Annotated in this window: 18 protein-coding genes and 2 pseudogenes; 8 read left to right on the plus strand and 12 right to left on the minus strand. The window is 65.7% G+C overall.

From position 1 onward, the window contains the following. Nucleotides 1-118: 118 nt before the first annotated feature. The 3 genes and pseudogenes from ACIA8K_RS39645 to ACIA8K_RS39655 form a co-directional block, all read right to left on the minus strand. Nucleotides 119-655 (minus strand): hypothetical protein, encoded by a 537-nt coding sequence (locus ACIA8K_RS39645; RefSeq protein ID WP_396068659.1) that lies wholly within the window; start codon nt 653-655, stop codon nt 119-121. A gap of 541 nt (nt 656-1,196) precedes the next feature. Continuing rightward, nucleotides 1,197-1,874, minus strand: a complete 678-nt coding sequence (locus ACIA8K_RS39650) for a GPP34 family phosphoprotein (protein ID WP_396068675.1) — start codon at nt 1,872-1,874, stop codon at nt 1,197-1,199. A 45-nt stretch (nt 1,875-1,919) separates the two neighbouring features. Next, nucleotides 1,920-2,159: pseudogene (locus ACIA8K_RS39655) on the minus strand (amino acid permease); the annotation flags it as partial. 255 nt (nt 2,160-2,414) lie between these two features. Here ACIA8K_RS39655 and ACIA8K_RS39660 point away from each other — a divergent pair. Then, the gene (locus ACIA8K_RS39660; protein ID WP_396068676.1) at nt 2,415-3,242 is read left to right on the plus strand and encodes a helix-turn-helix domain-containing protein; all 828 of its coding nucleotides are present in this window, start codon (nt 2,415-2,417) and stop codon (nt 3,240-3,242) included. Next, nucleotides 3,239-3,454 (plus strand): DUF397 domain-containing protein, encoded by a 216-nt coding sequence (locus ACIA8K_RS39665; RefSeq protein ID WP_396068660.1) that lies wholly within the window; start codon nt 3,239-3,241, stop codon nt 3,452-3,454. Before ACIA8K_RS39660 ends, ACIA8K_RS39665 begins: the two co-directional genes overlap by 4 nt. Nucleotides 3,455-3,784: 330 nt before the next feature. Here ACIA8K_RS39665 and ACIA8K_RS39670 read toward each other — a convergent pair whose 3' ends face one another. Further along, complete coding sequence (locus tag ACIA8K_RS39670; RefSeq protein ID WP_396068661.1) at nt 3,785-5,737, minus strand: hypothetical protein; 1,953 nt, start codon at nt 5,735-5,737, stop codon at nt 3,785-3,787. A 174-nt stretch (nt 5,738-5,911) separates the two neighbouring features. Between ACIA8K_RS39670 and ACIA8K_RS39675 the strand changes: the two genes are divergently transcribed. Both ACIA8K_RS39675 and ACIA8K_RS39680 read left to right on the plus strand, forming a co-directional pair. Further along, a complete protein-coding gene (locus ACIA8K_RS39675; protein ID WP_396068662.1) occupies nt 5,912-8,890 on the plus strand; it encodes a peptidoglycan-binding protein in 2,979 nt (992 codons plus the stop codon). Nucleotides 8,891-9,059: 169 nt separating this feature from the next. After that, complete coding sequence (locus ACIA8K_RS39680; protein WP_396068663.1) at nt 9,060-9,926, plus strand: methionyl-tRNA formyltransferase; 867 nt, start codon at nt 9,060-9,062, stop codon at nt 9,924-9,926. Here the strand turns inward: ACIA8K_RS39680 and ACIA8K_RS39685 are convergent. The 3 genes from ACIA8K_RS39685 to ACIA8K_RS39695 form a co-directional block, all read right to left on the minus strand. Further along, nucleotides 9,913-12,171, minus strand: coding sequence for an ATP-binding protein (locus tag ACIA8K_RS39685; protein WP_396068664.1), 2,259 nt, complete (start codon nt 12,169-12,171; stop codon nt 9,913-9,915). The genes ACIA8K_RS39680 and ACIA8K_RS39685 overlap by 14 nt on opposite strands. Nucleotides 12,172-12,309: 138 nt before the next feature. Beyond that, nucleotides 12,310-12,921: a DUF6879 family protein gene (locus ACIA8K_RS39690; protein ID WP_396068665.1), complete on the minus strand. Its 612-nt coding sequence runs from the start codon at nt 12,919-12,921 to the stop codon at nt 12,310-12,312. Further along, the gene (locus ACIA8K_RS39695; RefSeq protein ID WP_396068666.1) at nt 12,914-13,183 is read right to left on the minus strand and encodes a hypothetical protein; all 270 of its coding nucleotides are present in this window, start codon (nt 13,181-13,183) and stop codon (nt 12,914-12,916) included. Before ACIA8K_RS39695 ends, ACIA8K_RS39690 begins: the two co-directional genes overlap by 8 nt. Before the next feature lie 964 nt (nt 13,184-14,147). On the opposite strand from ACIA8K_RS39695, the gene ACIA8K_RS39700 reads away from it, so the two are divergent. Together ACIA8K_RS39700 and ACIA8K_RS39705 are read left to right on the plus strand one after the other, a co-directional pair. After that, complete coding sequence (locus tag ACIA8K_RS39700) at nt 14,148-16,031, plus strand: recombinase family protein (RefSeq protein ID WP_396068667.1); 1,884 nt, start codon at nt 14,148-14,150, stop codon at nt 16,029-16,031. 338 nt (nt 16,032-16,369) lie between these two features. After that, complete coding sequence (locus ACIA8K_RS39705; protein ID WP_396068668.1) at nt 16,370-17,170, plus strand: hypothetical protein; 801 nt, start codon at nt 16,370-16,372, stop codon at nt 17,168-17,170. Nucleotides 17,171-17,398: 228 nt separating this feature from the next. Here ACIA8K_RS39705 and ACIA8K_RS39710 read toward each other — a convergent pair whose 3' ends face one another. Continuing rightward, nucleotides 17,399-18,829: a hypothetical protein gene (locus tag ACIA8K_RS39710; RefSeq protein WP_396068669.1), complete on the minus strand. Its 1,431-nt coding sequence runs from the start codon at nt 18,827-18,829 to the stop codon at nt 17,399-17,401. Continuing rightward, complete coding sequence (locus ACIA8K_RS39715; RefSeq protein ID WP_396068670.1) at nt 18,826-20,169, minus strand: DUF4365 domain-containing protein; 1,344 nt, start codon at nt 20,167-20,169, stop codon at nt 18,826-18,828. Before ACIA8K_RS39715 ends, ACIA8K_RS39710 begins: the two co-directional genes overlap by 4 nt. A gap of 843 nt (nt 20,170-21,012) precedes the next feature. On the opposite strand from ACIA8K_RS39715, the gene ACIA8K_RS39720 reads away from it, so the two are divergent. Then, on the plus strand, nt 21,013-21,666 hold the full coding sequence (locus tag ACIA8K_RS39720) for a hypothetical protein (protein WP_396068671.1): 654 nt from the start codon (nt 21,013-21,015) through the stop codon (nt 21,664-21,666). Between the two features lie 523 nt (nt 21,667-22,189). Here the strand turns inward: ACIA8K_RS39720 and ACIA8K_RS39725 are convergent. Further along, nucleotides 22,190-24,139 carry an Hsp70 family protein gene (locus ACIA8K_RS39725; protein ID WP_396068672.1) on the minus strand — a complete coding sequence of 650 codons (1,950 nt, stop codon included), beginning with the start codon at nt 24,137-24,139 and terminating at the stop codon, nt 22,190-22,192. 277 nt (nt 24,140-24,416) lie between these two features. Here ACIA8K_RS39725 and ACIA8K_RS39730 point away from each other — a divergent pair. After that, nucleotides 24,417-25,162 (plus strand): annotated as a pseudogene (locus ACIA8K_RS39730) (transposase family protein). Between the two features lie 109 nt (nt 25,163-25,271). Here ACIA8K_RS39730 and ACIA8K_RS39735 read toward each other — a convergent pair. Next, complete coding sequence (locus tag ACIA8K_RS39735; RefSeq protein ID WP_396068673.1) at nt 25,272-25,478, minus strand: hypothetical protein; 207 nt, start codon at nt 25,476-25,478, stop codon at nt 25,272-25,274. A 102-nt stretch (nt 25,479-25,580) separates the two neighbouring features. Continuing rightward, nucleotides 25,581-26,741, minus strand: a complete 1,161-nt coding sequence (locus tag ACIA8K_RS39740) for a hypothetical protein (protein WP_396068674.1) — start codon at nt 26,739-26,741, stop codon at nt 25,581-25,583. Nucleotides 26,742-26,906: the final 165 nt, after the last annotated feature.

The following is a 26,906-nucleotide window of genomic DNA, read 5'->3' on the forward strand; positions in this document are numbered from 1 at the left end:
CCCGGACAGCTCACCCATCGGCGGACGCAACTATCACGCCACCGGCCCGGCCTTCTCTCCATCACCACCGCACCGCGCGGTGCTAAAACAGCGGCCCCATGGACCACCCGCACCCGTATTACCGTCTCGGGCCGATCAGCCCGGCGACGAGCGGTTCCACCCCGGGCTCGGCCTGCCGGAACCCGCGAAGCCGCAGTGCCGCGGTGGCGGCCATGAGGATCTGCGGGTCGTCCGGGACCGTCTCCCCAAGGCGGGTTCTGACCCATGCCGCGATGTCGTCCCAGAGGAAGATCACCCCGGACCCGTCGCTGCGCATCTCGCACGGCGACGGCAGGTCGGGCTCAGACAGCTCGCCTTCCCACCAGGCGGTGATTTCCTGCACCGGCCGGCCGAGGCGGGCCGCCGCTTCCCCGACGGTGACGAGCTCACGCGGTTCCACCCGCACGGGCCGCAACCCGACCCGCTCCAGTTCAAGCGTGGCCGCCACGATCGCATCAGCCAACGACGGCGCCGTCCGGGCGAACCAGACGTACCCGATGTTCTCCTCCGGGGCGAACTCGACTACCGACTCGTCGTCAAGGTCGAGGATCGCCTGCACCATCCCGTCGTCGGGCATCGGATCGGTCACCATCCGGAACTGAAACAGCCCAACCATCACGCACCCCGCTTCCGGCGAGGGCGGTGCTCGTGGTGACCGTCCAGGAACACCCGCAGCGCGGCGCAGTGCCGCCCCACGTCCGACGGATACGACCGCACCGTCAGGCTCCGCGCCCCCGTGGGACAGCGCACCCAGCCCCACAGCCGGCCCTGCGGCGCCGCGTCCACGCGCAGTCCCGCAGCCCGGCACTCGGCCAACGCCCTCTCGATCTCGGTGACCGGGTGGGCCTCGGCTGTGTCGGAAAGCGAAGCACGATCCGCGCCGACGTCCGCCCTCCTGCTCCTTGGACGGGCACGTACGGTGTCGTTCTCTCTGGTCCGATGTGGATTCCTCGTCATGCCAGGCATCAGAAACCTCGATCTCGGGATGGACGAAACAGCAGAAATGAGGGGTGTGCCGCCGCCTCCTTTGTCGGGAAGGCTGTGGCGGCGGCACACCGTGAGCACGCCGGCCTCGGACGCTTCCTTGGTTGCGAGCCAGGAAGCGGCGCGGCGCGCCCGTCCCGCTCGCGGCGCTGGCGAGCGGAAGCACAAGGGCTTCAGCCGTAGACGGCGACGGCGTGTTCGGCGACAGCGTCCTCGACACACCCGGCGATAAACGGGATCGCACGGGCCGGCGCGCCAGGTCGGGAACGGACGGTGATCGCGCGGGTGTTGAGGTTGAGCAGGCTACGGATCTGCGCGTCACCCAGGCCGAGATACAGCGGCGGATACAGGTGCACGGCGTTGACGAGTGCGGCGAGCGCGTCGGTGCCTGCCCTTGGGGTGAGAGGCTTGCGTTCCGCGGTGGCCAGGACGATGTTGCGGACGACCGCCCTCGGGATGCCGGTAGCGCGCGGGTCGTTGAGCCGGTGAGCCGGGCGGCGGAAGCGGCGCCGGTACTGGCGGATGGTCCCGCCGGCGATGAGGGCGGCCTGGGTGCGGAGGTACATGGTCGGGCTGATCTCGTACAGCACGTCCCGGACCGCCCGCGGGGTCGTACGCGTGATCAGGTGCAGCAGGGTCCGTTCGCCGATGATGTCGCCGGGCAGACCGGTCCTGCTGGTGAGCCGGATCGTGCCGTCATCCACCTGGATCCAGCCATTGAGGAGCAGGTCGATAAGGGTCGCGCCGGCGAGCGCGAAGTCGAGCAGGCCGGGGCGGATGAGTGGAGCGAGGTCATGGTCTTCGTCGTGGGCGAGCAGAAACAGCCGGTCTCGTACCGCCGCAGAGGTCATGGTGTGCTCCTGAGAGTCTCGGCGAGATCGCGCAGCCGCTGGTGTGCGCCCCCCATAGGCCAGCGGAAACGCCTTCACCATCTGCGCGTACGACACTGCGGTGAACCCCATCGCCACCGCACCGACCACGTTCGCCAGCACGACCATGCCGTGCGAAGCGGCGAACACGGTCCCGAAGATCGCCATCGGAGCGATCGGCACCAGAAACAACAGGCCGCAAGCCAGAAGATCAACAAAAGTCAGATGTCGCCGCAGCCCAACCGTGGTTGCGGAAATGTCGTCCATGAATCCTCCTCCTCAGAATCGAGGACCTTGGTCGACGCCTGACCCAGGCCTGGTAACGGCTCCGAACTCATGCAATCGGCCGCATCTAGGAGCCTTGCGCTCACCTGCCCATCCTGCAATGGTTCATTTTGAAACTTCCAATGTGAATTGATGTCGCGGCGCAGTCGTTCGTGGAGGATGGTTTCACCGTGAACCAGAAACTGATCTTGGGATCTAGAGCGAACGGTTTCGCCGTGAAATACTCCGGAGGTGGACATGCCAGCCATGGGCTCGACGGTCAGTAGGCGTCAGCTGGGAAGACGCCTGCGCCGCCTTCGCGAACAGGCAGGTAAGAGCGACCGAGATGTCGAAGCGGCCGGACTCGTCTCCAAGACAACCCTCTGGCGCATCGAGAACGGGAAGACCCGCATCAAGGTCGCAGACGCTCGCGCGCTGTGCTGGCTCTATGGTGCTGACCAAGCGCTAACTGACGCGATCGCCGCGCTGGCCTTGAAGACCGCCGAGCAAGGCCTCCTCGAAGACTTCGGCGGCGACCTGCCGGAATGGTTCGGCATGTACGTCGAACTGGAGTCCACCGCGACCGAACTTCGCATCTACGATCCTGAAGTCGTTCACGGGTTGTTCCAGACGCCGGACTACGTCCAAGCGCTCTACGACGGCAGCGGTCGTCCACACGAACAGTCGGAGATCAACCGGCAGATTGCACTCCGGCAAAACCGCCAGGCGCTCATTACGCACCGCACGCCGCCCCTTCGCGCTTCGGTGATCTTCGGCGAGGGCGTTCTCGCCCGGCAGGTCGGCGGCACCGCGGTCATGGCCCAGCAGAAGCAGCGACTGGCCGAACTCGCCGCGTTGCCGCACATCGACATCTGGGTCCTCACCTGGCGGGTCGGCGCTCACGCCGCGATGCACACGGGAGCCTTCACAGTCCTCGACTTCGCGAGCACGGACGATCCGGCTGTGGCCTACATCGAGTCACACACCGGAGCCCGATACCTGGAGAAACCTGCCGAGGTCGACGCGTACCGTCGAATACACGAGCTCTGCAAGGAACAGGCAGTACCACTGGAGGAGTACCTATGAAGGCAGGCACGACCACCCCATGGATCACGTCGTCCCGCTCCGGCAGCAACGGCGGCCAGTGCGTGGAGGCACGCTGCCACGACGGAGCCGTGGAAATCCGGGACAGTAAGGCTGGCGCAACCGGGCCGATCCTGCGGTTCACCGCGAGCAGCTGGACTGCCTTCCTCGGTGCCACTGCCGAGGAAGCTCCCTCGACGGCTGCAGATAGATAGATCTGGTTCAGCAGGCGCGTCCCCACGCGGTCGATCCTGAACCGGCTACGACGTTTCAGCCGGGTGCGGCAGGATGGCGACTCGCGCCCGGCGGAGATGTTTCGACGGCCGGCTGCTATGCCGCGACCGAGCGACTCCCCGGCGGGGCGACGCTTATCGCGAAATCCATGCCGGCCTCTAACCTTGCCGCTGGAGACGCTTCGGAGCGCCGTAAAGGTCCTGCGCAGCGGAGGCCTGGTAGTCGCACGCCAAGGCGTCGGCACGTTCCTGGCTAGACAGCGGCGCCTCCAGCGCGGGGCCTCTGATCCTTCCGATCCATCTGCCACGCGTCTACCTCAGAAGTTGCCGTATCCGCGTGTCGATCGTGGGTGAGGCGGCGCGGATCGTGTGGACAAGGGCGGTGAGGACCCACCACATGATCACAGTGGTGAAGGCCCAGAGGTAGTAGTCCCTGGTATGGAAGGTGTACAGGACCGCGAAGGCGACGGCCAGGCCTGCTGTGGCGATGAACCGAGCGGTGCGGCCGCGGGTAATCAGGATGCCGATCCCGATGCCGAGGATGGCGATCCCGAGGCGTTCGACGGTGGCCAGGGACAGGACGGGTTGGAGGATGTCCGGGACGGTGCCGGACGTGCCGGCGCTGTTGATGAGGATGCCGAGGGCCGCGACGAGTGTGGCCACGGTGGGAGTGTGGCAGTCGCGTACCCAGGACGGGATGTCCGCGGGCGGGATGCGGGCGATGAGCAGCCCGGCGATGGCGGTGAGGACGACGACGGGCAGGGCGAACAGGACCGGCCAGCGGGGGAAGGTGTCCTGGTAGAGGTCGAAATGGGCGCTGGCCGAGACGCCGAACGCGGCAGCGAGGGCGAGAGTCGCTGCGGCAGCCGTGAGCAGGGTGCGGCGGGCGATGCGGGTGCTGGCGGCGAGTTCGCCTGGTGTGGTTGCTGCGGCATGGAGCAGGTAGGCGACGCTGGTGCCGTTGGCCCAGCCGGCGAGTGCGATAAGCAGGCCGCTGATGCCGAGTTGCGGGAGTTCGACGAACGCGGCGTACGGTACGCCGCCGTTGTCGCGGGTCCAGGCGGTCTCCAGGGTGTGGAAGAGCATGGTCAGCGCGGTGAACGCGAGCAGCAGCGGTGCGAGAAGGCTGCGCAACCGGTACTTGACCTGCGGCGCGGGTTCGTCCGCTGCGACCGGCCCAGGCATTCGGGCGACATGTGGCGCCGCAATGCGCATCGCACCGTCGGCTGTCGCGTCCGTGCGGGCGATCGGGATGAGCGGGAGTCCGGTCGCCGCGATTGCCGCGTCAGCGACGCCGGGCAGGGCGGCTTGCCCACCGGTCAGCAGGAGGACGTTGAGGTCTTCGCGCCGGGTGTCGGCCGCCGCGAGCACCTGTGTCACCGCTTCCGGCAGCCGCTGCCGCAGCGCGGTGGTCGCGACGCCCAAAACCTCATGATCCAGCACCACCGGCGGGTACGGGTCGGGCAGCACGACGGCCGCGCGCGGCACCTGCGGCCCGAGGCTATCTTTCGCCGCGCGGACCGCGTCGAGCAGCTGATGCCGTGCGACCGTCTGTTCCGGCGCGGCCAGCCACTCCCATACCTGAGGGCCGGCGCCCGGGGCGCGTAAGACGACGAGTTCGGCAAGCGTGGCGTCGATGTGTGCGGCGTCGGAGTCCAGGATGGTGTGGTGGGCGAGGAGGTGGACGCCGTCGTCGGTGTGCTGGGCGACGGCGAGGGTGAACCCGCTCGCCTCAGCGTTGATCACGAGGGTGCAGCTACCGGTTTTGACGGGTGTGGCCGACCAGGCGGCCCAGTGCGTGGCGACAGCTGTGGCGTCGGCGATCAGCAGCGGTTCCGGCAGTCCAGCTTTGCCAGCGGCGAGCCGGAGTTGATGCCGGCGGTGCGGGCCCCACCAGCACGGCACGACCAGCGTCAGCCCACCGACCGACGCCCCGGCGGACGCGGTCGCGTGCGCGGCGACGGTGCGGAGAACCGCCGCGACCGCCTCCACCGGATCCAGCGCGACACCTGCCAGCGGGACGGCCTCGCCGCCGATGTGCCGGAGCGGCTCGGCGAGCCAGGCGTCGGGCCGTACCCGCGCGGCATTGTCAGCGGCGGCTCCGGTGAGCAGGGTGCTGGTCGAGGTGTCGAGCCAGACACCGCTCGGGATCGTGACACTTCCGTCGATGACGACCGGCAACCAGCGTCCATCCGGAGTGGACACCAGGGCGCTCGTGGTGGCGGTTCCGTAGTCGATGCAGAGGTGCGCGGTGAGGGCCGGCATAGGCCGAAGTCTGCCCCACCAGGGTGGACGGAGCCCCACCATTCAACATGTAGTGATCTCGCATATGCACATGGTGCAAGTTCCGCGGTTATCGGGTGGCCGCGCACCCGGACGGGGCGGTATGACGGTCGTTCGGCGGTCACCACCCGCCGATCCGACCGGGGAGGGGTCGCTGTGTCCGATCAGGAGAGCGACCGCGACGCCGACCGCCGCATCACCCGGCTCGACTCGGTCTGGGAACCAGCACCGGCCGCCACACCACGGCCGTCGCTGCGCACGCGGGCGGGGCGTACCGTCCGATTCTTCTGGTCCTTGCTCGGGGTGATCGCGTTCGTCGGCGGGCCGCCCGCAGCAGCAACACTCACGTACCGGTGGTGGGGTGCGTATCTGCCGACCGCCGCCGACCTGGAAACCCTGCTCACCGACTCGGGCCGCGCACCGGTCTCGCTCATCGTAACCGGCGCGGCCGGTGTCCTGGCCGTGCTGTGGCTAGTCCTGGCCGCGACGCTGCTCTACGTCACGGCCGCCGACGTCCTCGCCGTCACCGCCGGCATTCGACTGCCACGGCCACGACTGCCCGGCCCGCTACGCACCCTCGCCGCCGGACTGGCCGGCACCGCGGCCGCGGGTGTCGGCGGCAGCGTCGCGTTCGCCTCCCCGCCCGCGGCGGTCCACCACATCGACACCGTGCCGGCCACGCAGCCCGCCGCCCGTCTCGGCACCGCAGCGGCGCTCCCACCTGAGGCAGCGGCTGCCGCCTCTCGTTACCGGGTGGCAGAGGGCGACTGGATGTGGCACATCTCCGCCCGCACGCTCGGCACGGCCGACCGCTACCTGGAGATCGCCGACCTCAACCCGCAGTACGCCACCGACCCCGACTTCCCCGACGTCATCACACCCGGCTGGACCCTCAACCTGCCCACCGAGGCACACGACCGCGGGCCCCGCACCCACGCCCGCGGCACCTACCTGGCAGCGGCTCCCCCACCGAAGCCCGCTCCATCACCGGCCCCGCGCCCGGAACACCCCGAGGCTGACGCCGCACCGGCACTGCCCGCACCCAGCATCCCAGCGGCGCCCGCCCAGCCGGCCCCGGACGGCGAGGAGTCCGATCCGCTCGACCTGGCGCTTCCCGTCACCGCCGCGCTCGCCACGTCCGGGCTGCTCGCCGCGCTTCTCGCCAGCCGCCTATACCAGCAGCGCACCCGCGCGCGTCAGCACCGGCGGCTGCACCACCGCCTGCCGGCGGCACCGGAACCTCACACCGAGACGGCAGTACGAGCAGCAGCCCGGCCCACCGACGTCGCACGCCTCGACCACGCCCTGCGCGCCCTCCCCCTCCTGCTCCGCGACACCCCGGCCGACCAGCTCCCGGACATCATCGCGGTCTGGATCAGCCCGGACTCCCTGCACCTCATCCTCACCGCCCCGGCCACCGACGCGCCCCTCCCGTTCCTCGCAGACCCGACCGGACCGCGATGGGTACTCGACGCCGACGCCACCCTGCCGACACTGACCGGTGGCGAGATCGCCCTGCTACCGACGCTGGTCACCGTCGCCTCACATCCGCAAGGCCACCACCTGCTCCTCGACCTGGAACGCATCGGCGCCCTGTCGATCACCGGCGACCCACGGCAGACCACGAACATGCTCCGCTACCTCGCCACCGAACTGGCCACCAGCACCTGGAGCGACGACACCGACATCGCCGTGACCGGCCTCCACCCCACCGACGCCGAGCACCTCACCACACTCGGCGCGCACCGCATCCGCATCACCACCCCGGACCAGGCCGAAGCCCTCGCGCAACGCTGGACCGCGCAGCCCTCGGGTCCGCCGCTCGCGGCCCGGATCGGGAACCCTCACGACGGGCCGCCGACACCGCTCGTGATCCTCACCGCCACACCCGACAATCCCACCACCAACAGCGGGTACGGGTCCCGCAGCGCGGAAGTCACGGCCGCCCGGACGGAGAACCGGTTCGAGTTGGGAATCGACGCGGACGGCGGTGTTGTCCTCGACTGGCTCGACACGACCGGGCTATACGCCACCGGGCTGCCCGCCGACCAGCTCGCCAACCTCGCACGGCTCTTCCACAGCGTCCAAACCCGCCCATCCGGCGCGCGGACCACACCCGTCGACGAGCCGGTACCGGCCGCCACGGAGGAATGGGCCAACGGTACCGACGTCCACGGCCACCTGCTTTCGCCCGCGAACACTGCTGCCGCATCAGGTCAGGAGCCGGCCGGTGATGTGGCGGCGGACCGCGTACCCGCCGAAGAAGTCCCGGCCCGGCGCGGCCGGACGCCACACGACGATGCCACGCTCGACGCGGATCTCGCGGACTGGCATGACCCGGCCACCAGCCGGCTGCGGATCGCGATCCTCGGCCCGGTCGACGTGCAGGCCGTCGGCCCGCCACCCGACGAACGACTCCGCTTCCACCGCGAGATCGTCGTCTACCTCGCCTCCCGCGGACGACACGGCGCCACCGGCGAACAACTCGACGCCGCACTGTGGCCCGAAACGATCGTCAGCCCGCGCAGCCGCCGGGTCGCGATGAGCCGCACCCGCCGCTGGCTGTCCGAAACCCCCGACAGCGCACCGTGGCTCCCACCGAACAACAGCGTCGAACGCACCTACCGCCTCAACGACGGCTACCTGCTCGACTGGCACCTGTTCCGCCGCCTGCGAACCCGCGCCGAAACCGCCGGCCCGGACGGTGCCACCGATCTCCGCCGCGCGCTCGAACTCGTCCGCGGCCGGCCGCTCGCCGGCGCCGAACTCGCCTACTCGACCCGCTACCGCACCCCGTACACATGGCTGCCCGACAGCGACATCCAGCCGCACCACCTCATCTCCGCGATCATCGACACCACCCACCAGTACGTCCGGCTCTGCCTCGACACCGACGACCTCACGGGCGCCCGATGGGCGGTCGACATCGCCTGGCAAGCCGACCAGGAACGCGCCGACGACCACCCCTGGCTCGACGCCATCCGGATCGCACACCGCGCCGGCCACCGGGCAGAGGTACGCACGCTGCTCGACGACCTCGTCCAAGCACGCGAGGCCGAGGTCCCGGAAGATCTGACGGCAGCGACCTACCGCGAAATCATCACCTTGATGCCGGAAATTCTGCAGATCGGCTAGCGCAGGCGGTCGCTCAGCGACCTTCCTATGCCACCCCCACCACCCGGCTGTTCGACCCGACATCCGGCTGCGGCATCCTCGGCTAGGACCGAAAGGAAGTGCGCTGTCGATGCAACTCGCCGCGCGGCGTGGTCCTGCCGACATCCGGAAGTCAGGTAGCGTCTGGCGCGTGTCAGGTCGGATGCGTGTTGCTCTCGCGACTTTTGGCCCCGATGAGTTCGAGACCCTTCACGCCGCCTGCGAGGCGGCGGGTCACGATCCGGTCGCCTACGTGCACTGCCGGTCGATGAAGCCGGGGAGCCGGACGGACGCGCGTGCGGCTGAGGTTGTCGGCCGGCTGACGGAGGCGTTACCGGCGGGCATGGATCTGCTTTTGCCTGGTACCGCCGAGAGCCTGGCCGATGCCTTGGCCGGGTATCGACTTGATCTGCTGGTCGTCTACGGCTTCAACTGGAGGCTGCCCGCTGCGGTGCTGAACACGCCTCGGGCGGGTGTCATCAACATCCACTCCTCGCTGTTGCCGAAGTACCGCGGTCCGGCGCCGGTGCTGTGGGCGATCCGCAACGGTGACTCTGAGATCGGATTGACGGTCCACCGGATGGATGAACGCTTCGACACCGGTCCGATTCTGGCGCAGCAGGGCGGCATCCTGCTGGATGAGGACGTCACCCAGCAGGGGCTGTGGCAGCGGATTCGCCCGGTTCTCGGCGAGGTGCTCGGTACCGCGCTGGACCTGGTGGCGCAGGGCTCCCCCGGTGTCGCGCAGGACGACGCGGAAGCGTCTCACGCCGGTTTCATGGAGCCCGGGTTCTCGGTGGTGGACCGGTCGCGGACCGCGGCGCAAGTGCACAACCAGGTGCGCATGTTCCGGTTCATGGGCCCGCGACACGCTCCCGTCGTCGAGGTCGGCGACGGGTGGTTGAAGGTGCTGCGGACCCGTCTGGAGCCGGCCGAGGGAATCCGGCTGGAGTGCGCGGACGGGCCCGTCTGGATCGTCGAGTCGACGCCGGCGGATCCTCCGCCTATTCGTCGCTGAGCTCCCGGCCGATTCGCCGGGCCAGTGTCCTTGCTTCCGGATCATCGAAGTCGGCGAGCAGCGGCAACGCCTGCTCCCGGCTGGTCCTGGCCTCGGTGGGGCGATCCTGCTGTGCGAGGACGTTCGCGAGGTGGTGCAGGTTCCGTGCCTGGCTCCAGCGGTCGCCGAGTTTCTGATGGGTGTCGGCGGCGACCTGGTAGTAGTCTGCGGCCTCGGCGATACGGCCCAGCTGTGCGTACGCCTGGCCGGTGCCCTCGATCGCGAACGCCTCACGGCTGCGGTCGCCGAGCCGCCGTTGGATCGATGCCGCGCGCTGGTAGGAGATCAACGCGTCGGCGGGTTGCGCGGCTGCGCGCTGGACGTGGCCGAGTTCGACGAGCCAGTGCGCCTGCCACACCTGGTTCTCGTCCTCCTCAGCGATGACGAGCGCTCGGTCGATGGCGGCGCGAGCACCCTCGATGTCGCCGAGCCCTCGGTGCGCCCAGCTGTCCAGGAAGAGCGCGTTGCCCTCACCGAAACGGTCCCCGATATCGCGGAACACCGCCAGCGTCTCCCGGAGGATGTCCGCGGCGGCTCGTGGTTGTTGCAGCTCGCAGAGGGTCTCGGCGAGGTTGCTGCGCATCAGGGCTTCCCAGCGGCGCTCACCGAGATCATGGAAGATCGCCCGGCTGCGGTCGAAGAACGTTCGTGCGTCCGCGAGTCGGCGCCGGCGCAGGCAGATCAGGCCCAGTGCGTTGGTGGACTTGGCCTCTCCGAACCGGTCGCCGATCTCCCGGCGGATCTCAAGAGCTGTGTGGTGGCTGGTCTCCGCCTCGTCGAGCCGGCGGGCCTGGAAATAGGCCTTGCCGACGCTCTCCCACGCCTCGGCCTGCCCGACACGGTCACCGGACCGGGTGGCGGAGTCTGCGCCGATGCGACTGGTGGTCAGCCAGTCGTCGAAGGCGTTCTGATGGATGTAGAGGGCGCGGAGCACGGCCGCGAGCTGCCAGGCGAGCGTGTGCAGCCCCGCTTCAGCGGCGGCCCGGGTCGCACCGACGAGGTTCGCGGCCTCCGTCTCGTACCACCGCAGAGCGCTCGGGTAGGCGTCGAATGTGAGCAGGTGGACATCCGCGGGGACGGGCCTCGCCAGGTGGTATCGGTCGAAGGGGACGATGTGCGACTGGGCGGCATCGGCCGTGTGCAGGTACCAGCTGATGATCCGCTGCGAGGCCTCGGCGCGGGCGTCGGCGGATTCGAGGGCACGCACCTGGTCGTACGCGTAAGCACGCAGTAGGTCGTGGAACTGGTACCGGCCGGACGCGGGCTGCTCCAGCAGGTGCGCGCCGACCAGCACGTCCAGGTCCCGGCGCACCGTCCTGATATCGGTGCCGGCCACGGCCGCCGCGGCGCGGAGGCTGAAGTCGGTGCCGGGGTGCAGGCCGAGGAGGCGGAACAGGCGTGCCGCGGGCTCCGGCAGCGCCCGGTAGGACCAGGCGAACACCGTACGGACGGCGTCGGTGTCGTCGTCCTCGGCGGTCAGCGCGTCCCACAGCCCCGACTCGTCGCGCAGGTCGGCGATGAGTTCGCTGAGGCGCATCATGGGCCGGCTGGCGGCGCGTTCGGCGGCGATACGCAACGCCAGCGGCAGCCGCGCGCAGAGCCGGGCCAGCTCCACCAGTTCATGGCGTTGGTCGCCGGCTCGGTACCGTGCCGTCACGCTCGTCAGTAAAGCAACGGCGTCGTCCTCGTGCAGGGTGTCCACGCCGACACGTGCGGCGCCGTGCCGGGTGACCAGGCCGGAGAGGCGGCTACGGCTGGTCACCAGAACGAGTGAACCGGCTGTTCCGGGAAGGAGTGGCCGGACTTGTCCGATGGTCGCGGCGTTGTCGAGGATCACCAGCACCCGCCGGTCGGCGAGCAGCGATCGGTACAGCGAAGCGCGATCGTCCACCTGAACCGGGATGACCGAGACGGGTACGCCGAGGTCGCGAAGAAACCGGTCGAGTACCTCTTCAGGCGCGGCCGGTACGCCCGGATCGTAACCGCGCAAATTCACGTACAACTGCCCGTCCGGGAACCGGTCACGGACACGGTGCGCCCAGTGCAGCGCCAGGGAGGTCTTGCCGACCCCGGCCGTACCGGTGATCACCGTAACGACCGCCGCCAGAGCGTCCTCGGCGTCCTCGGCCAGGGCTTCGGTGAGTCTGGCCAGCTCGGTGTGCCGGTTGACGAAACCGCGGATATCACCGGGAAGCTGCGACGGCATGATCGCGAACGGGACGTCCGCTCCAACGACCGCACGAGACTGTCCGCTGCGGCCGGTATCGCCGGACGCCGCCGGACGCGTCTGGTCCGGGTCGGCCGGCATGGCTGCGCTCTCCGATCAGGCAGATGAGGTCGGCGGCTACAGCTGGCGCGGCGGGGGAAGCGGCGCGACGTGCTCGGCGAAGAACTGCTCCAAGGGCTGACCGACGTCGTACAAGTCTTGAATGAGGCGCTGGCAGCGGATCACGAGATCACGGTCGGTGAAGCGCCGGGCGTGGTCCAAGACGCCGTCGTCGCCGTACACGGCCTGGTACATCGTCGATGTCCCGTGGGTGTAGATCTCCGGCAGCGGCGCATCGGGCTCGAAGGCGGCGACCTGCTCGCCGGTCACGACCCGCACCTTCCCGCCGTACTGGTCACGCATCCGCAGCACGTGCAGTTCCCACTGCAGGTAGGGGATGATGGGCCGTTCGACCACACGTACCCGCCGGTTGACGAAACCGTGATCCTCGATCTTGCGGTAGTAGTCGATCATCTCCGACCGGCCGGCTTCGATAAGACGCATCGACTCCTTCCAGTCCCCCTTCGCGAACGCTTCCCAGCTCGGGTTCCCGGGCTCCTTAAAGAACTGCTGCCGCTCCAGCTTCCAGAAACCAGGGGCGGACGTCGACCAGAGCTTCTCGTTGAAGTCGGCGTAGTAGGCGTCGAGTTCCAGGCGCTCGCCCGGAACATCGCCGAGGAGGTCAGGCATCCGGGATGTCCGCCTTGGCGGCGAGAATCGTCGCGCGCGGGATCACGACCAGGCGCTCCCCGGGATCGACACTGACACCATCCGGCAGCCTTGCGCCATACGCCTCGGTCAGGTCCGTCCCGATGACGACGACATCGCCGTTGTCGAGCTCCCACATGTCCGGGCAACTGGCGTCACCGGAGGTCTGCCCCAACTCGTGCGACGACTTTCCCAGCCGTCGCCGGAACGCCGCCGAAGGGTCGGCTTCCCACTGTGGAGTCATTTCCCCTCACAACCAAGCGGCACGTCACTCTGCGTGAACATATCATGACCGACGAATGGGGGCAACGCACCGGCGATGCCGCGCTTCAGGGAGGAAAGTTACGGCCGACAGAGCGAGGGCCTCGACCGAAAAGGTGCGAGCGACCACTGCGTGATCGATTGGCCTGACGAGAACGCCGACGTTGGACCTTAACAACCGACACTCCACATAGCTTCTTACGCGTACCGCTCCGGAATATCGTGCCGCCGCGACGTACCACAGACCATCACCCTGACGCCGGCCCGGCTGTGCGTGAGTTGAGTCGCCGCTCGGCGCCGCTTACGCCCAAAGGCACGTTCAGCAACCTAGCCGCTACCGCAGCGACATCAGCCTTGGGCGCAAGGCGGATTCAACAGGGTGTCGTCTGTGGTTCCCCGCCGGTCACGTCCTGCGAGGGAGCGGTCATGTCCACTCATACTCGGCATCCAATCGAAACGCTGCGCCGATCGCGCCCGCACAGCCCAACGGCGCGCCCCTCACTCACTCGGTGGCGTCATGGCTGACGTACATGACCAAGGCGCGAGCAGGCAGGACCGGCCGAGCCCGCACGAGGACAGCCAGCCGGCGCCCGACTCCTCAGTCTCCAGAGCTACCGATATGCCGGCGGCACCTTCAACTCCAGGGCCAACTGAAAGCGGCGTGCCGCGCTATGCTTCGCACCTCGGCCAGCAGGAGGAACCGCAGCCGATCCGCAACAAGGTACGGGTTAATGGCAGTCCGGAAGGACACGAGCCTCAAGCACCCGCCCAAGCGGAAAACGACGCACCCGCCAGGCAGAGCCTTCGCGTCATCACACCGGACGAAGCGCCCGACCTCACGCCAGGCGCAGCCCGCGCGCTGCTACGCGTCCTGCTCCACGCGGCCGGCAAGCAAGGACTCGCACCACCCGACTCCGCCAATCGGAACGAAGAGTAGCGAGGTAGGCATGAATTTCGGTTTCTACGGCCGGGTCTCGACCGAGGACCAACAAGACCCCGCCGCCTCTCGCGGGTGGCAACTGTCGCGGGCGAAGACGCTCATCGCACCGGCCGACGGCCAGATCGTGCGGGAGTTCTTCGACATCGGGCTGTCCAGGTCGATTCCATGGAAACGGCGCCCCGAAGCGACAGCACTGCTGACCGCGTTGAAGGACCCGCACCGTGGCTTCGACGCGATCGTCATCGGCGAACCCCAACGCGCCTTCTACGGCAACCAGTACGGCCTGACGTTCCCACTGTTCGTCCACTACGGAGTCCAGCTCTGGGTGCCCGAGGTCGGCGGCGCCATCGACCCGGACAGCGAAGCCCATGACCTTGTGATGTCCGTCTTCGGCGGGATGAGCAAAGGCGAGCGCACCCGCATCCGGATCCGGGTCCGCGCCGCGATGGCCACCCAGGCCGTCATGGAGGGACGCTTCCTCGGCGGCCGACCGCCGTACGGCTACCACATCGTCGAGCTCGGACCGCACCCCAACCCGGGCAAGGCCGCCATCGGGCAACGCCTTCACGGACTCGACATTGACGAGCAGGCAGCCCCGGTCGTCGCCCGAATCTTCGCCGAGTACATCGCCGGTGCCGGCATCTATGCCATCGCCCAGGGCCTGACCCACGACGAGATTCCCTCCCCGTCGGCCCACGACCGCGAACGCAACCGGCACCGCAGCGGCATCGCCTGGTCCAAAGGCGCCGTCCGCGCGATCCTGCTCAACCCGCGATACACCGGCTACCAAGTCTGGAACCGGCAGCGCAAGCAGGAGGTCCTGATCGACGTCGACGACGTCGCCCTCGGCCACGAGACCAAGATGCGCTGGAACGACGAGGAGGCATGGCTACGCTCCTCCACCCCCAGCCACCCGGCCATCGTCACCGCGGAGACCTTCCAACTCGCCCAAGACGTCCTCGGCGCCTCGAAGCGCGGCAAGCAACGCCTGCCCCGAGCCACCACCCGCCCGTACCAGCTGCGAGGCCTGCTCTACTGCGGCCTCTGCGACCGCCGCATGCAGGGCATGTTCAACCACAGCCTGCCGCATTACCGCTGCCGGTACCCGAACGAGTACGCCCTGGCCAACCATGTCGAGCACCCCCTCACCGTGTACCTACGCGAGAACAGGGTCATCCCGGCCCTCGACCGATGGCTCGCCAAGATCTTCCAGCCCGGCCGGATCGAGGACACGATCACTACGCTCGCCGACGCCCAGCCCGAGAACCACACGGAGAGCACAGCCGAGCTCCGCGCCATCGCCGACTGTGACCGCAAAATCGCCTCATACCGCGCCACCCTCGACGCGGGCGGCGACCCGACGATCATCAGCGAATGGATCGCCCAGACCCAGACCGAGAAGAAGGTCGCCGAATCAAAATTGCGACAACGCGACGGCAAGAACAAGCGCCTCACCCGCGAGCAAATTCACCACATCGTGACGACACTGACCGACATCACCCAGGTCATCCACGACGCCAACCCCGCAGACAAGGCCGAGATCTACAGCAAGCTCGGCCTGCGCCTGACCTATCACCCTGGAAAAGCAGCAGTCCTGGTCGAAGCTCGACCAGGACTCGTGTGCACAAAGTATGTGTCCGAGGGGGGACACCAGACCTCACCCAGGGCAAACATGCCTTGGATGAGTGGCCGCACACCCTCATGCACGATCTGGAGGCATCGACTCCAAGAGTCGATCAGCATGCCCCAGAGGGTAGCAGGCGCTCCACCTCCAGCCAACCCGATCCTATACCGCAGACTAACGCCAGGAGGCAGCCTTCTCCGCCGGCAGAACCCTTCTAAAAAAATCCACACTAAGGCCGAAGTCCACATTCGCATCAGTATCATCTAACTACGGAGCAAGAGCTCCCAAATTCGGTTACTCAATCAATTTAGAACCACCCGCAGCTCCTACCGCTTGCCACCCTATCGATAGCGTCGAGCGTTAGGCCAGAGGCGCCAAATTGCGCATAACCACCGAGACAGCTCCCGAATCGCACAACAACGCATGGGTCACACTAGGATCACCAACCCCTTTCTTAACAGGCAGCCCCAAGGCGGGGATTAGCAGCTATTATGGGCGAAATCAGCGACCCGCGTAGCATGCCGCGCTACTTCAATTAGGGGGTTCCAATGTGCCAGAAGAGGAGCCTAAAAGATCGCGAGCCGTCGTTCTTCTTCTGGCTAAGCATGACCTATGTTTTAACCCTGGCCACACTTGCACTATTTCGCATTTTTGAGTGGCCCTGGATCGTGGCTCACATTCCAGATGTCATTGGCGACGTACTACCCATAGGCGTACCATGGTTTGGTGCACTTGGTGCGGTCACTATTAGCCTATACGGCGTCTTTAGCCATAATGAAAAATGGGAGAAGAACTGGAACTATTGGCACGTCGCACGCCCACTAGTCGGAATGATACTGGGAACGATTGCCTACTTCATTCTTTTTGGCGTAATTCAGGCAACAACTAGCGCCGAAATATCGGGCCAACAAAGCAGTTCGAGCACCCAGCAGCCGGGATCGTCTCACGATCGCGAGAATGAGTTTGTTGTATTTTACGTACTAGCATTCATTGTTGGCTTTCGAGAGGCCACCTTTAGACGCCTCGTGACTCGCGCTACCGACCTCATGCTCGGGTCTGAATTCAAGTCGGAATCTTACGGGGACGGCGCCCGCCCTTCAGGACTTCTGAATTTCGGAAAAGTCGCAGTCGGCAACAGAGAGGTACAGATTGTCAACGTCGACACACATAGCGTCGCGGACTCTCACATTACGGTTAACGATCCAGACATACCGGCCCCCTCAATCTCCCCTCCGGGAGGGCCATTTTCGATAGTGGGGCCCATCGTTGCCGCACGAATAGGCCCAGGTGATGCACTTCCATTTGCCGTACAGTTCGAACCGAAATCAGCGGGCATCTTTCAAGCCGTACTAACGGTCTTTATTGGCGATCAGGCCGTCGTAACAAAACTGTCAGGGACCGCATAAGATTGAACCCATACACGCTCCTCAAATCTACCCACGCCGTCGATTGGCAAATTTTTCGGTCCTTAGAGAGTACCGTTAATCACTTAGCACTCCAGCAGGAAATCACCTCGAGTTGCTGTGACAGTGTGGCTTTGTCCGCGAACAGCAAGCAGCCACCGCTGAGTCTCGATGGTTGTGTGGACCTCGAAAACGGTGGTGGCTGCCACCTACATCATAAATCGCGATCCGCTACATGTAGAAGGCATAGCGCCCCTGGGGCCGGTCTTGAGGTCCGAGGTATCGCAGGATTTCTCCGACACGGTCGGCAGTCCGCAGGGTGATGGGCTCGCGGGCGTCGAGCTGGGTCTGGTTCCAGTTCATCTTCGTCAGCGCCAGAAGCTCCGATCCAAGAACTTCCGGGCTGGATTCGGTGTCGACCATGCGGAACGGCATTGGTGACGGGATGTACATGCCGGGATAGGTGCCGTAGTACGGGACGCTGCCGCGGGTGTAAAGGATGTGCCGGTTGGCGTCGAGGGTGAGCATGGTGCCACGCAGTGGTGGGTGATGCGCGGAACGGAACAGCCGCGCGGGGTCACTGCCGGGCAGCCACAGCAGCTCCAGCGTGTCGATGTCGGCACTGTCGGCCGCAGCCCGGAAGCCGACGAGCTCGTCTTCGGTGTAGCTCGAGGTCTTGTGAAGCACGACGCGAGCCGGCAGATGGCGGTGCTCGCTGCGGTAGCGGCTGAGGGCATCGGTGAGTAGCTTCTGGGCGTCGGTACGGGCGAGGTGAGGTTGGCGGTCGTTTCGGGAGACCTTGGCCGGTGCGCCGCGGACGATCACGCCGTCGCCGCGCTGGTTGAAGACCTGGGCGACGCTGGTGTGCAACACGGTGTTGTCAGGGCTGCGGTAGAAGGTGACCCCGACGTAGCAGCTACTCAGATCGCTGGGCTCGCGGGGAAGGCGCCAGGGGACGCCGCCAGCTTTGTAGTAGAGCGCGGTGTGCAGATTCCAGGCTCGGGTGGCCTCGTCCTGAAGACGGGGCTTGTCGGCGCCGGCCGGCTTGAAAGCAGGGTCCCAGGTGGTCCGCCGGATAATCTGGATGGGCCGGCTGAACCGCATGGCGGTCGCCTTGAGCAGGGCTCGGAAGTCGTCGATGGGATCCTGAGATGCGGCTTTGCGCCAAGGCGCCTCGGGATCGGGTTCCGGCTTGCTGCGTTCGGGCAGGTCGTCGGGGCGGGCAATGATGACGACGTCGCAGCCGGGTTCCTCGTCGAGGGCTTCCAGCTCAGCCGCGTAGAGTTCAACGGCGGTGTGCACGGCCTTCTGCGGGGGCAGCCCGGCGAGTTGTTTGAGGTCGCGCTCCCGGATAGGACGTTCCAGCCGGGAGTCCCAGATGAGGGTGGAGCGGAATCCGGCGGCGGTGTCGAAGCCGGGGAACGGCACGAACAGGTTACCCAGGCGGCTGTCCTTGGCGGGGATCGGCTGACGGCAACGGTCAAGCCACCGGCGTAGTCCTTGGATGGCGGCGGGAGTACCGACGATGCCGGCCCGGATGGTGCGCACGGCAGTGTTAGTGGCATCGGCGGGGCCGTAGTCAGCGATGCCGTGGCGCGGATCGATATGGCGGGCGCCTCCACTGAACTCCAGCGGGGGTTCGTCAAGCACCGTGAGTTTCATGCTTCCACCTCAAAGAGTGCGGGTTCGTCGAATCCAGGCCCGGCGGCGTCGTCGCCCTCCTCGACGTTGTCGGTGCCAAGGTCTTGGACTCTGGGATCGGCGAGCCAGGCGGTGTCGTCGATGCCGCGGTCAGCGTCGAAGGTGGCGAGCTCGCCGTAGTCCAAGACGGTCTCGCGGGGGTCGAGTACGTCGTGGTCGCCGTGCAGGTAGGTCGCCCACATCCGGGTCTGGTGGTAGACCGCCGGGTTCCGGTCGAGGCGTTTGATCCCGGCCAGCAGGTCCGACAGGAACAACGAGTCGCGCTGCCCGTCGCGGGTGTAGTGGTAGGTCGGGGTCAGGCCGCAGTACCACTGATCGTCGAGGTAGAGGAACTGCCAATGCAGGGCGGCGTGCTGGCAGTAACTAATCTGGTCCGGGGCGCTCTTCTTCGGCTTGGGGTTGAAGACAAGCCTGGCGCGGCCGGAGGCGCTACGGATCTTTCGAGGCTGTAGGTCCTCGGTGGCGCGGAAGTAGACGATCTTGCGGCCGGGGTGCCAGTCGCAGTCGCTGGCGATGTCGTGGCGCAGGGCCTGATTGAGCAGGTGGACCAGCAGGCGGCGCTGATCATGGTCGGCTGCGAGATCCTGGGAGCTAAGTGCGTCGGTGGCGCCGTCAACGGCGTCACACAAGGCTGTCGCCTGCGGCGAGAGCCAGGTGTAGAGATGTCCGTCGCGCAGGATGAAGTCGTAGCGGATGTTGCCGCCGGTGACGCGTTGGCGCTGGTAGACGTCGCGGACATCGCGGAGGTGGGTCGGCGTGCGGTAAATCAGGGCGGGGACGCCGATGGTGAGCAGGTTGCTGGTAAGGGTCTCGGTCTTGAAGGTCGCGACGGTGGTGTGTGCCTGGCCGTGTGGGTCGGCGAGGTTGAGCAGGCGCTGGGCAGCGGTGGAGTCGAAGCGCTGGGTGGTCTTGTCGAAGTCGATGCGGCCGGAGGCGCGTTGGGCAGGGTCGGAGAACCATGCCTGGACGTGCATCCACCATGCCTCGCCGGTATTCGGGTGTGAGCAGACCAGCAGGACCGGCACCTCGGCGGACATCCAGTAGTTGACATCAGCGTCCTTACACAGGTAATGAAACCCTCGGTCGTTCTCTCCGGGGAACGGCCTCTCGCTAGCTTTGCTTTGCACCATGATCAGCCGGTTGGCGACCTCACCCGTAACCGTGTTGCGCAGCTCGATCTCGCCGTCGATACCGGCGTCCAGCTTGCGCTCGTGCCAGGCAAAACCCATCTTGTTGACTTGCTGGTGGATCAAGGCGATGCCGCTGTCGCCGATGTGCGCACTGTTGTCGATCTTCTTCACTGGCTCCCCGATAGGCGATGGGCCGTATTTGGTACGGCGACGACATCTAGACCCACAACAGGGTGTTGCGGGTCACCTTCTCCGCCGGAGCGGTGAAAGGCAGGGATTCACGCTACGACAGGGGTCTGACAATTTCGCCGCGCGCCCTCCCGGTGCCCTTCTGCGGGTGGCGGGGGCATGCGGAGGCCAATACAGGGAGCAACGCCTGACCAGCGTGGTTCGACCCCTGATAAGGCACCCGACGCCTTACCCGGAACTCGGCTGGCCGGTCGATGCCGACGATCCACCGCATCGGATACTGAGCCCCAGTTCCCGGTGGGAGGCGCTGCGCGCACGGTTCCGTCTTTGACTGGACTTAGCCGCAATCGATAGTCGACGTGAAGGATGTTCAGGTTTTAGGTTCAACGATGACTTATCTTATGCCACCGGAAGTTTAGGTGGGTACCGAGTTTCCTGTATAGCCCTGACCGCCGGCCTAGTGCGCGAGATCGGGCTTTGCCGGGATGCCAAGATTCCCAGGTTCCACGAATTGCGGCGGATTCCGTGATGGGACCGGAGATTCAGGTCAGCGCGCCGACCGCCCTCCCGGTCGTGTCCCCGTCCAGCGATAGCCCGGCAGATCCCCACTCGTAACCACCGACCCAGAAAACAGCGACAGACTTTACAAATGACGCAAGGGCTAGGCACTACGCGCAAATAGTGCCAGAAGGACACAAAAGCCCCACACCCTCCTCATCCTTTCGTACAGTTTCGGAGTCCGTTCCAACACTCGATCGTCGTTTGTTGGCGAGGTGACGCCTGGATTAGAAATTCTATGTAGGCAGCCGGAAGGGGTGACCATCAATGAAAACAAATCAGTTCGTCCTCGGCGTAGACCTCGATGGAGTCTGCGCAGACTTCTATAGAAAAATGCGAGAAGTATATTCAGATTGGAAGGGCGTCCCCATCGAGGAGTTGACAGAGGAGGTCAGTTACGGACTGCCTGAATGGGGGACGTTACCCGACGAGTATTCAAGGGTGCACAGGTTTGCCGTAACACAGCGTCAACTTTTCCGCTCGATGGAACCAATCAAGGGTGCCGCACAGTCAATACGACGGCTTGGCACCGAGGGGGTCCGAATCAGAGTTATCACCCACCGCCTCTTCATTCGACATTTCCATGAAGCGGCCGTCAGCCAAACGGTCGGATGGCTGGATTACCATGCGATCCCCTACTGGGACCTATGCTTCATGCGCGACAAGGATCTCGTTGACGCCGATATTTATATCGAAGACACGCCGACCAACATTCAATGCCTTCAGGACGCCGGGAAGGAAGTCATTGCGTTCACCAACTCCACCAACAGGAATATGACTCCAGCGCCACACCTTAGGGCGGATGACTGGAGTACGGCAGAGAGCATGATTCGCGAGAGGTACTACGAATTCCTTGACCTGCACAGCCTTCCAAAACCCGCAGCCCCTGGATGCACCCCGGCCACCACTAGCTCCACGTAGGTATTGCCCACCGAGTTCGTGGTCAAGACGCGCGCTTGTCAGGAAAGTGGCCCCTACGTCCATGGCGGCGGGATGCCGCCCAGCCGATTTGTCCGTTGTCAACGAAGTCTGTTCGTGTGCCGTCGAAGCCTGTCGGCCGAGAAGCCAGAACGAGTGGGTGTCTACTCTTGGGCCGTCGAGCAGCTACGAAAACAGCGCTGGAGGATGCAAGCGCCCCCGCCGCCAGCCATCTGAGGATTCGCAGTTCGGGGCGCTTAAAACCGTGTCAGACCCCGGATCCTCCGTTGACCAGGTCTTCTTCACGGCACTGGTCAGCGGAGATTCGTCGTCCCGTAGTCCCACCTTATATTGCAGGTCATTGCGTTGTCGTGTAGCTGCTGGTCACGGCGGCGATGAGATCGTGTGAGCGCCGTTTTGCGTGGCGGGTGGCGCTGGCGATGTTGGTCGCACCGGTGGTGCGGTACAGCCGATTGCGGTGTTACGCAGTATTGCGATGACGGCGGGTCCGTTGCCGGTTCGGGCCTCACTGAAGGAGGCGCTGCGCGCGTTCGTTGAGGGCAGGTGAGAGGCTGCGGATCGCGTGAAGCATTGCGACCAGGGTCCACCAGGCAATGGCTGTGACGAAGATCCAGTGGTAGTGGTTGAGGGTTCGCCAGGTGAAGAGGATGGCGAAGCTGAAGCCGAATGTGGTAGCGGCGATGAGTCGGCTGACCGGGGTGTAAACGATGGTAAGGCCGATACCGGCGCCGAGGATCAGCATTCCGAGGCGCGCGGAGGTGCTTTCGAGTGGGCTGAGTGTGTATTGGTCTGGTATGCCGCGGGTGGCTTCTCCGGTGATGAGGATGCCGGTGGTGGCGATGAGCGTGGGGATGGTGGGTGTGCGGTAGTCGCGGAGCCACAGGGGGATGTTGCCGGCGGGGATGCGGGTGATGGAAAGGCCGGCTGTGGTGGTGAGGATGACGATGGGGAGGGCGAAGAGGATCGGCCACCAGGCGAACGTGTCGGTGTAGAAGTTCATGTGGGAGCTGCTGTAAATGCCGAAGCCGGTCGACAGGGCCAGTCCTGAGGCTGCGGCGGTGAACAGCGCCCGGCGGGAGCTTCGTGCGAGGGTCGCTTGCTCGCTGGTGGCGCGCGCTGCGGTGTGCTGGAGGCCGGTGATGGCTGTGCCGGTGTTCCAGCAGGCGAGTGCGATGAGGAAGCCGCTGATGCCCAGCTGCGGCAGTCGCAGGAAGTAGGCGACCCCGCCGCCGGGGAACTCGCTCACCGCACTGTTGTCGAGGGTCTGCGCGAGCACGATCATCGCGGCGACGGCCAGCAACGCGGGCGGGATCAGAGTGGGCCAGCCGGAACTGATCTGTAGTGGTAGCACGTGCGGGCCTGCGGTAGCCGACGGTGGGTCGGCGGACGTGCCGGTGATGCGGAGAGCGCCTTCTGTTGCGGCATCCGGGCGGGAGATCATAGTCGGTATGTGACCGGCGGTGCTCCCGGCGGTGTCGGCGATTCCCGGGAGGAATGCGTGGCCGCCGGTGAGGAGCACTGCTGTCAGGTCTTCTCGGTGCATGTCCGCGGCGGCGAGGACGTGGGTCACGGCTTCCGGCAGTCGCTGGCGTACACCGGCGAGGGCGGTGTCCAGGATGTCGCGGTCGAGGATCGCCGGTGGGTGTGGGGCGGGTAGCGCGATCGCGGCCTGTGCGGTCTGCCGGCTGAGGGTTTCCTTGCCGATGCGGACCGCTTCGAGTAGCTGGTGCCGGGCGGCGGCGTGTTCCGGTGTGGTCAGTTGTTCCCACAGGTCGTGGCCGGCGCCTCGGGTTGTGGTGATGAGGTGTTCGGCGAGGGCCGTGTCAAGGTCGGTGGCGGTCGAGCCGGGAACGGTGTGGTGAGCGAGGAGCTGTGCGCCGTCGTCGAGCACGCCGATGGCGGAGACGGTGATTCCGCCCGCGCCCGCGTTGATGACCAGTGCGCAGGCTCCGGTGCTGATCGGGGCGGTCGACCATGCCACCCAGTGGGTGGCGACCGCGATAGCGTCGGCAACGAGGTGCGGTTCGGGAAGGCCGGTCTTGGTGGCGGCAAGTCGTAGTTGCTGGCGGCGGCGGGGTCCCCACCAACAGGGCACGATCAGCGTCACCCTGCCGATCGGCATTCCGGCGAGCGCGGCGGCGTGGGTCGCGATCCCGCCGAGCACGGCCGCGACCGCCTCGATCGGGTCCAGGCCTACGCCCGCTACCTCGATCGCCTCGTCCCCGATATGCCGTAGCGGCTCGGCCAGCCACCCTTCCGGGCGTTTCCGCGCGGCCTCCAGCGCAGGGCCACCGGTTAGCAGGCGGCCGGTGGCGGTGTCGAGCCACACGCCGCTGGGCAAGACAGTGGCGCCGTTGACGACGATGGGGAACGACCGTCCGTCCGGGGTGTACATCAACGCGGTGGTCGTGGCGGTGCCGTAGTCGATGCACAGGTGCGCGTCCGCGGCCAGCATGCCGGGAAGTCTGCCGTACCAGACCGGACCGGATGGTGCCCATTCATACGCAGCCGCCGGTCCCGTGCACATGATGAAAATCTGCGCAGACCATTCCGCCGCCTGCACCGCGCTGATTCCTGAGGCCCAGCGGTCGCGCTCGGCGTCAACCCATGACCGTCCTACGCCGCTGCCCGTCGACCCGTCTGGGCGTCCTACGGCTGTCGCTGACAGATAACTCGCCCGGCCGACCTGGTCCGGTTGGCGCCGCTCGCGAGTTTGGGCGCCAAGGGTTCCGCTGTCCAATCGGGCTCTGAGCCACCTCGCCGATCGTATCCGCGCCTACCCGCGCCCACGAGGCTTCCGATGGCGGCGTCTCAACCCTGGCGAACAGGCGTTACTCGCCCTGGCGCACCTGCGCAACGGTGACACCTACACGCGTCTCGCCGCCGGGCTCGGCATCGGCGCGGCCACCGCCTGGCGATATGTCCGCGAAGTCGTCGACCTGCTCTCGGCCGCCGCAGACGACCTGGCCACCGCCATGGACCGCATCCGCAGGCTCGCCTTCGCCATCCTCGACGCGCCCTGATCCCGATCGACTGGGCCGCCGACCAACGGCCCCTACTACTCGGGCAAACACCAACGGCACGGCGTAAACGTGCAGGTCATCGCCGACGCAGCCAGCAGACTGATCTGGGCATCGGACGCGCTGCCCGGCCGCACCCACGACCTGAACACCGCCCGCCAACTCGACGTCCTGACCAGCGCAGACGTGACCACGTTCGCGGACAAGGGCAACCAAAGAGCCGGCGACACCATCCGAGTTCCATTCAAACGCCATCGCTCCCGACCCAAGCTCCGGTGCTGGAAGGAGCGCTACAACCGTCAACACGCCCGGATCCGGGCCGCGGTGGACGGGCCATCGCGACCTTGAAGACCTGGAAGTTAATGATCAAACTGCGCTGCTGCCTACGCCGCGCCACCGTTATCGTGCAGGCAATCCTCGTTCTGCACCCCGTCGAAGCCGACCGCCACGCAGGATGAAAAAGGCTCAGTCAAGGACGCGTGCGCGGATTTGCCGATGAGACCATTTCGTTCAAGTGACAGATAATTGCCTGGATCGGGCTCCAGGGAAGTTCGTGATCCCAAAGTATTAGTTGGCAGAAGGAAGTGCTCCTGCGTTGTGGTTGTTCCGGCGCACGATCGCGCGACCAGCTTCCTCAGCTTCGTCGAAGCCCTGGATCACTGACATCTGATCATCCACTGGGAGCCTCTTGAAACGCTTCCGAGCGGAGGCGATGGCGCGCTGGCGGCCCTCGGCGCGGCGGGTAGCCAAATCCGCGCTTCCATCAAGCTTCATGTCGTATCCTTCATCGTTCGCGACTCGCACCGGACGATTCTGCATTAAGGTCCTCGCCATGTCCACGAATGTCGCATGCATCTCATAAATCGCTGCACGCCATCACGCTGAGTCAGTGTGGATATTACTCAGGGCGCCTAGTTCGCGGTGCGCAATACCATCCTGCGTCAGGTGCATGTTAACGCGAGGTTGTGCTGCCTTTCGCTTCTGATCATCCCACACGATCCGAATGCCCGAATCGTCCTTTCGGTCGCCAGCCCCGTTGAACAAGGACTCAAATCTTCGTGGAGCGATCCCCGTGAAAGGTGAGAATGCGGCAGTTCCAGCAACTCCATACATTGCGGTCGCCCGACTCTTCGCGTAGGGCTCGAGATAGCAGACATCAATTCCGAGCGCCAAGAGGTGCTTAGCGCATCCGTGACACGGATAAGCAGTTACATATAGTTTCGCCCCTTCGATGACGCCGCCGGTCCGCAAGGCATCCAACAGTGCAGACATCTCCGCGTGCACCGGGAGTTGGAATTCTGTGATCTCCCTAATCTGCGAGGAGGCCAGCGTTCCATCGAGGAGATCATTTACTAGACGATCTGGATCAGTTTCCAGTCGTTGCATGATCTTTTTCTTGAGGACCCCGGAGCCAAGGTCGCGCAGCGCGGCCAAGACCAGCTTCTTGATTGCTACGAGGCTTGCATCATAGGCTGGCGTGGCTGCCGCGACTGGATGGGCGTTGACACCAAGACTGATAATCGTCCGCTGTCGGCTAAGCAATGCGGCCCCTACTCGGAGTCCAAGTTCCGGCGAACGGAGGCTGGCGCTTGCTGCGAGATGCATGCCGAACTCGTCGGCTTCAGGCCCAGGGGGATCTGGACGACCAAACAGCAGATCTAGGAAGCGCTTGGTTTGATAATGGACATCTTTGTCGATATCTATAATGATATCCGACATGGGAAACGTCTTCAAAATGTTCTGCCCGTAGTCATCAGACTCGTTCAGATCGCGCCGAAGCAGCTTTTCGGCAATTCCTCTAACCTCTACAGCGTCGAGGGATGGCGACTCCGGTGCAATTTTCTCAAACAGCTTTGCGATCCGAGTTTCTTGAGAAGCCTGCAAGCCGATGAGAATGAACCGATCGCCGTATATCCTTCGGAATTGTTTTACCTCCACGGGACGTTTGAGGGAGTCTAAAACAAAGGCATTCCGGGGCATTTCGGAGATCTCTGCGTCCTCAGTACCTCCGTGATATTGTCGGCGAAGCTTATGCACCTCGGTGATCCCATAGAGGCCCACGGCGGCGGCGGTGCGACTTCGTGCGCAAAGTTCATTCCCCGCATTCATTGAGGCTTATTCAGCGGCCATCCGGTGAAAGTGGAGCCCAATTACGCAATCGATGGTTTCTTTGAACGTGCTCAGCGGCCTTCGATAGTCGGT

The sequence above is a fragment of the Catenuloplanes sp. NPDC051500 genome, from assembly GCF_044454585.1.
Taxonomy (GTDB): Bacteria; Actinomycetota; Actinomycetes; order Mycobacteriales; family Micromonosporaceae; genus Catenuloplanes.

Bases quoted from the DNA above. Each gene is read 5' to 3' on its own strand.
- ACIA8K_RS39645 (WP_396068659.1), bottom strand. From the start codon at position 655: ATGGTTGGGCTGTTTCAGTTCCGGATGGTGACCGATCCGATGCCCGAC.
- ACIA8K_RS39650 (WP_396068675.1), bottom strand. From the start codon at position 1,874: ATGACCTCTGCGGCGGTACGAGACCGGCTGTTTCTGCTCGCCCACGAC.
- ACIA8K_RS39660 (WP_396068676.1), top strand. From the start codon at position 2,415: ATGCCAGCCATGGGCTCGACGGTCAGTAGGCGTCAGCTGGGAAGACGC.
- ACIA8K_RS39665 (WP_396068660.1), top strand. From the start codon at position 3,239: ATGAAGGCAGGCACGACCACCCCATGGATCACGTCGTCCCGCTCCGGC.
- ACIA8K_RS39670 (WP_396068661.1), bottom strand. From the start codon at position 5,737: ATGCCGGCCCTCACCGCGCACCTCTGCATCGACTACGGAACCGCCACC.
- ACIA8K_RS39685 (WP_396068664.1), bottom strand. From the start codon at position 12,171: ATGCCGTCGCAGCTTCCCGGTGATATCCGCGGTTTCGTCAACCGGCAC.
- ACIA8K_RS39690 (WP_396068665.1), bottom strand. From the start codon at position 12,921: ATGCCTGACCTCCTCGGCGATGTTCCGGGCGAGCGCCTGGAACTCGAC.
- ACIA8K_RS39695 (WP_396068666.1), bottom strand. From the start codon at position 13,183: ATGACTCCACAGTGGGAAGCCGACCCTTCGGCGGCGTTCCGGCGACGG.
- ACIA8K_RS39700 (WP_396068667.1), top strand. From the start codon at position 14,148: ATGAATTTCGGTTTCTACGGCCGGGTCTCGACCGAGGACCAACAAGAC.
- ACIA8K_RS39705 (WP_396068668.1), top strand. From the start codon at position 16,370: ATGACCTATGTTTTAACCCTGGCCACACTTGCACTATTTCGCATTTTT.
- ACIA8K_RS39710 (WP_396068669.1), bottom strand. From the start codon at position 18,829: ATGAAACTCACGGTGCTTGACGAACCCCCGCTGGAGTTCAGTGGAGGC.
- ACIA8K_RS39720 (WP_396068671.1), top strand. From the start codon at position 21,013: ATGAAAACAAATCAGTTCGTCCTCGGCGTAGACCTCGATGGAGTCTGC.
- ACIA8K_RS39725 (WP_396068672.1), bottom strand. From the start codon at position 24,139: ATGCTGGCCGCGGACGCGCACCTGTGCATCGACTACGGCACCGCCACG.
- ACIA8K_RS39735 (WP_396068673.1), bottom strand. From the start codon at position 25,478: ATGAAGCTTGATGGAAGCGCGGATTTGGCTACCCGCCGCGCCGAGGGC.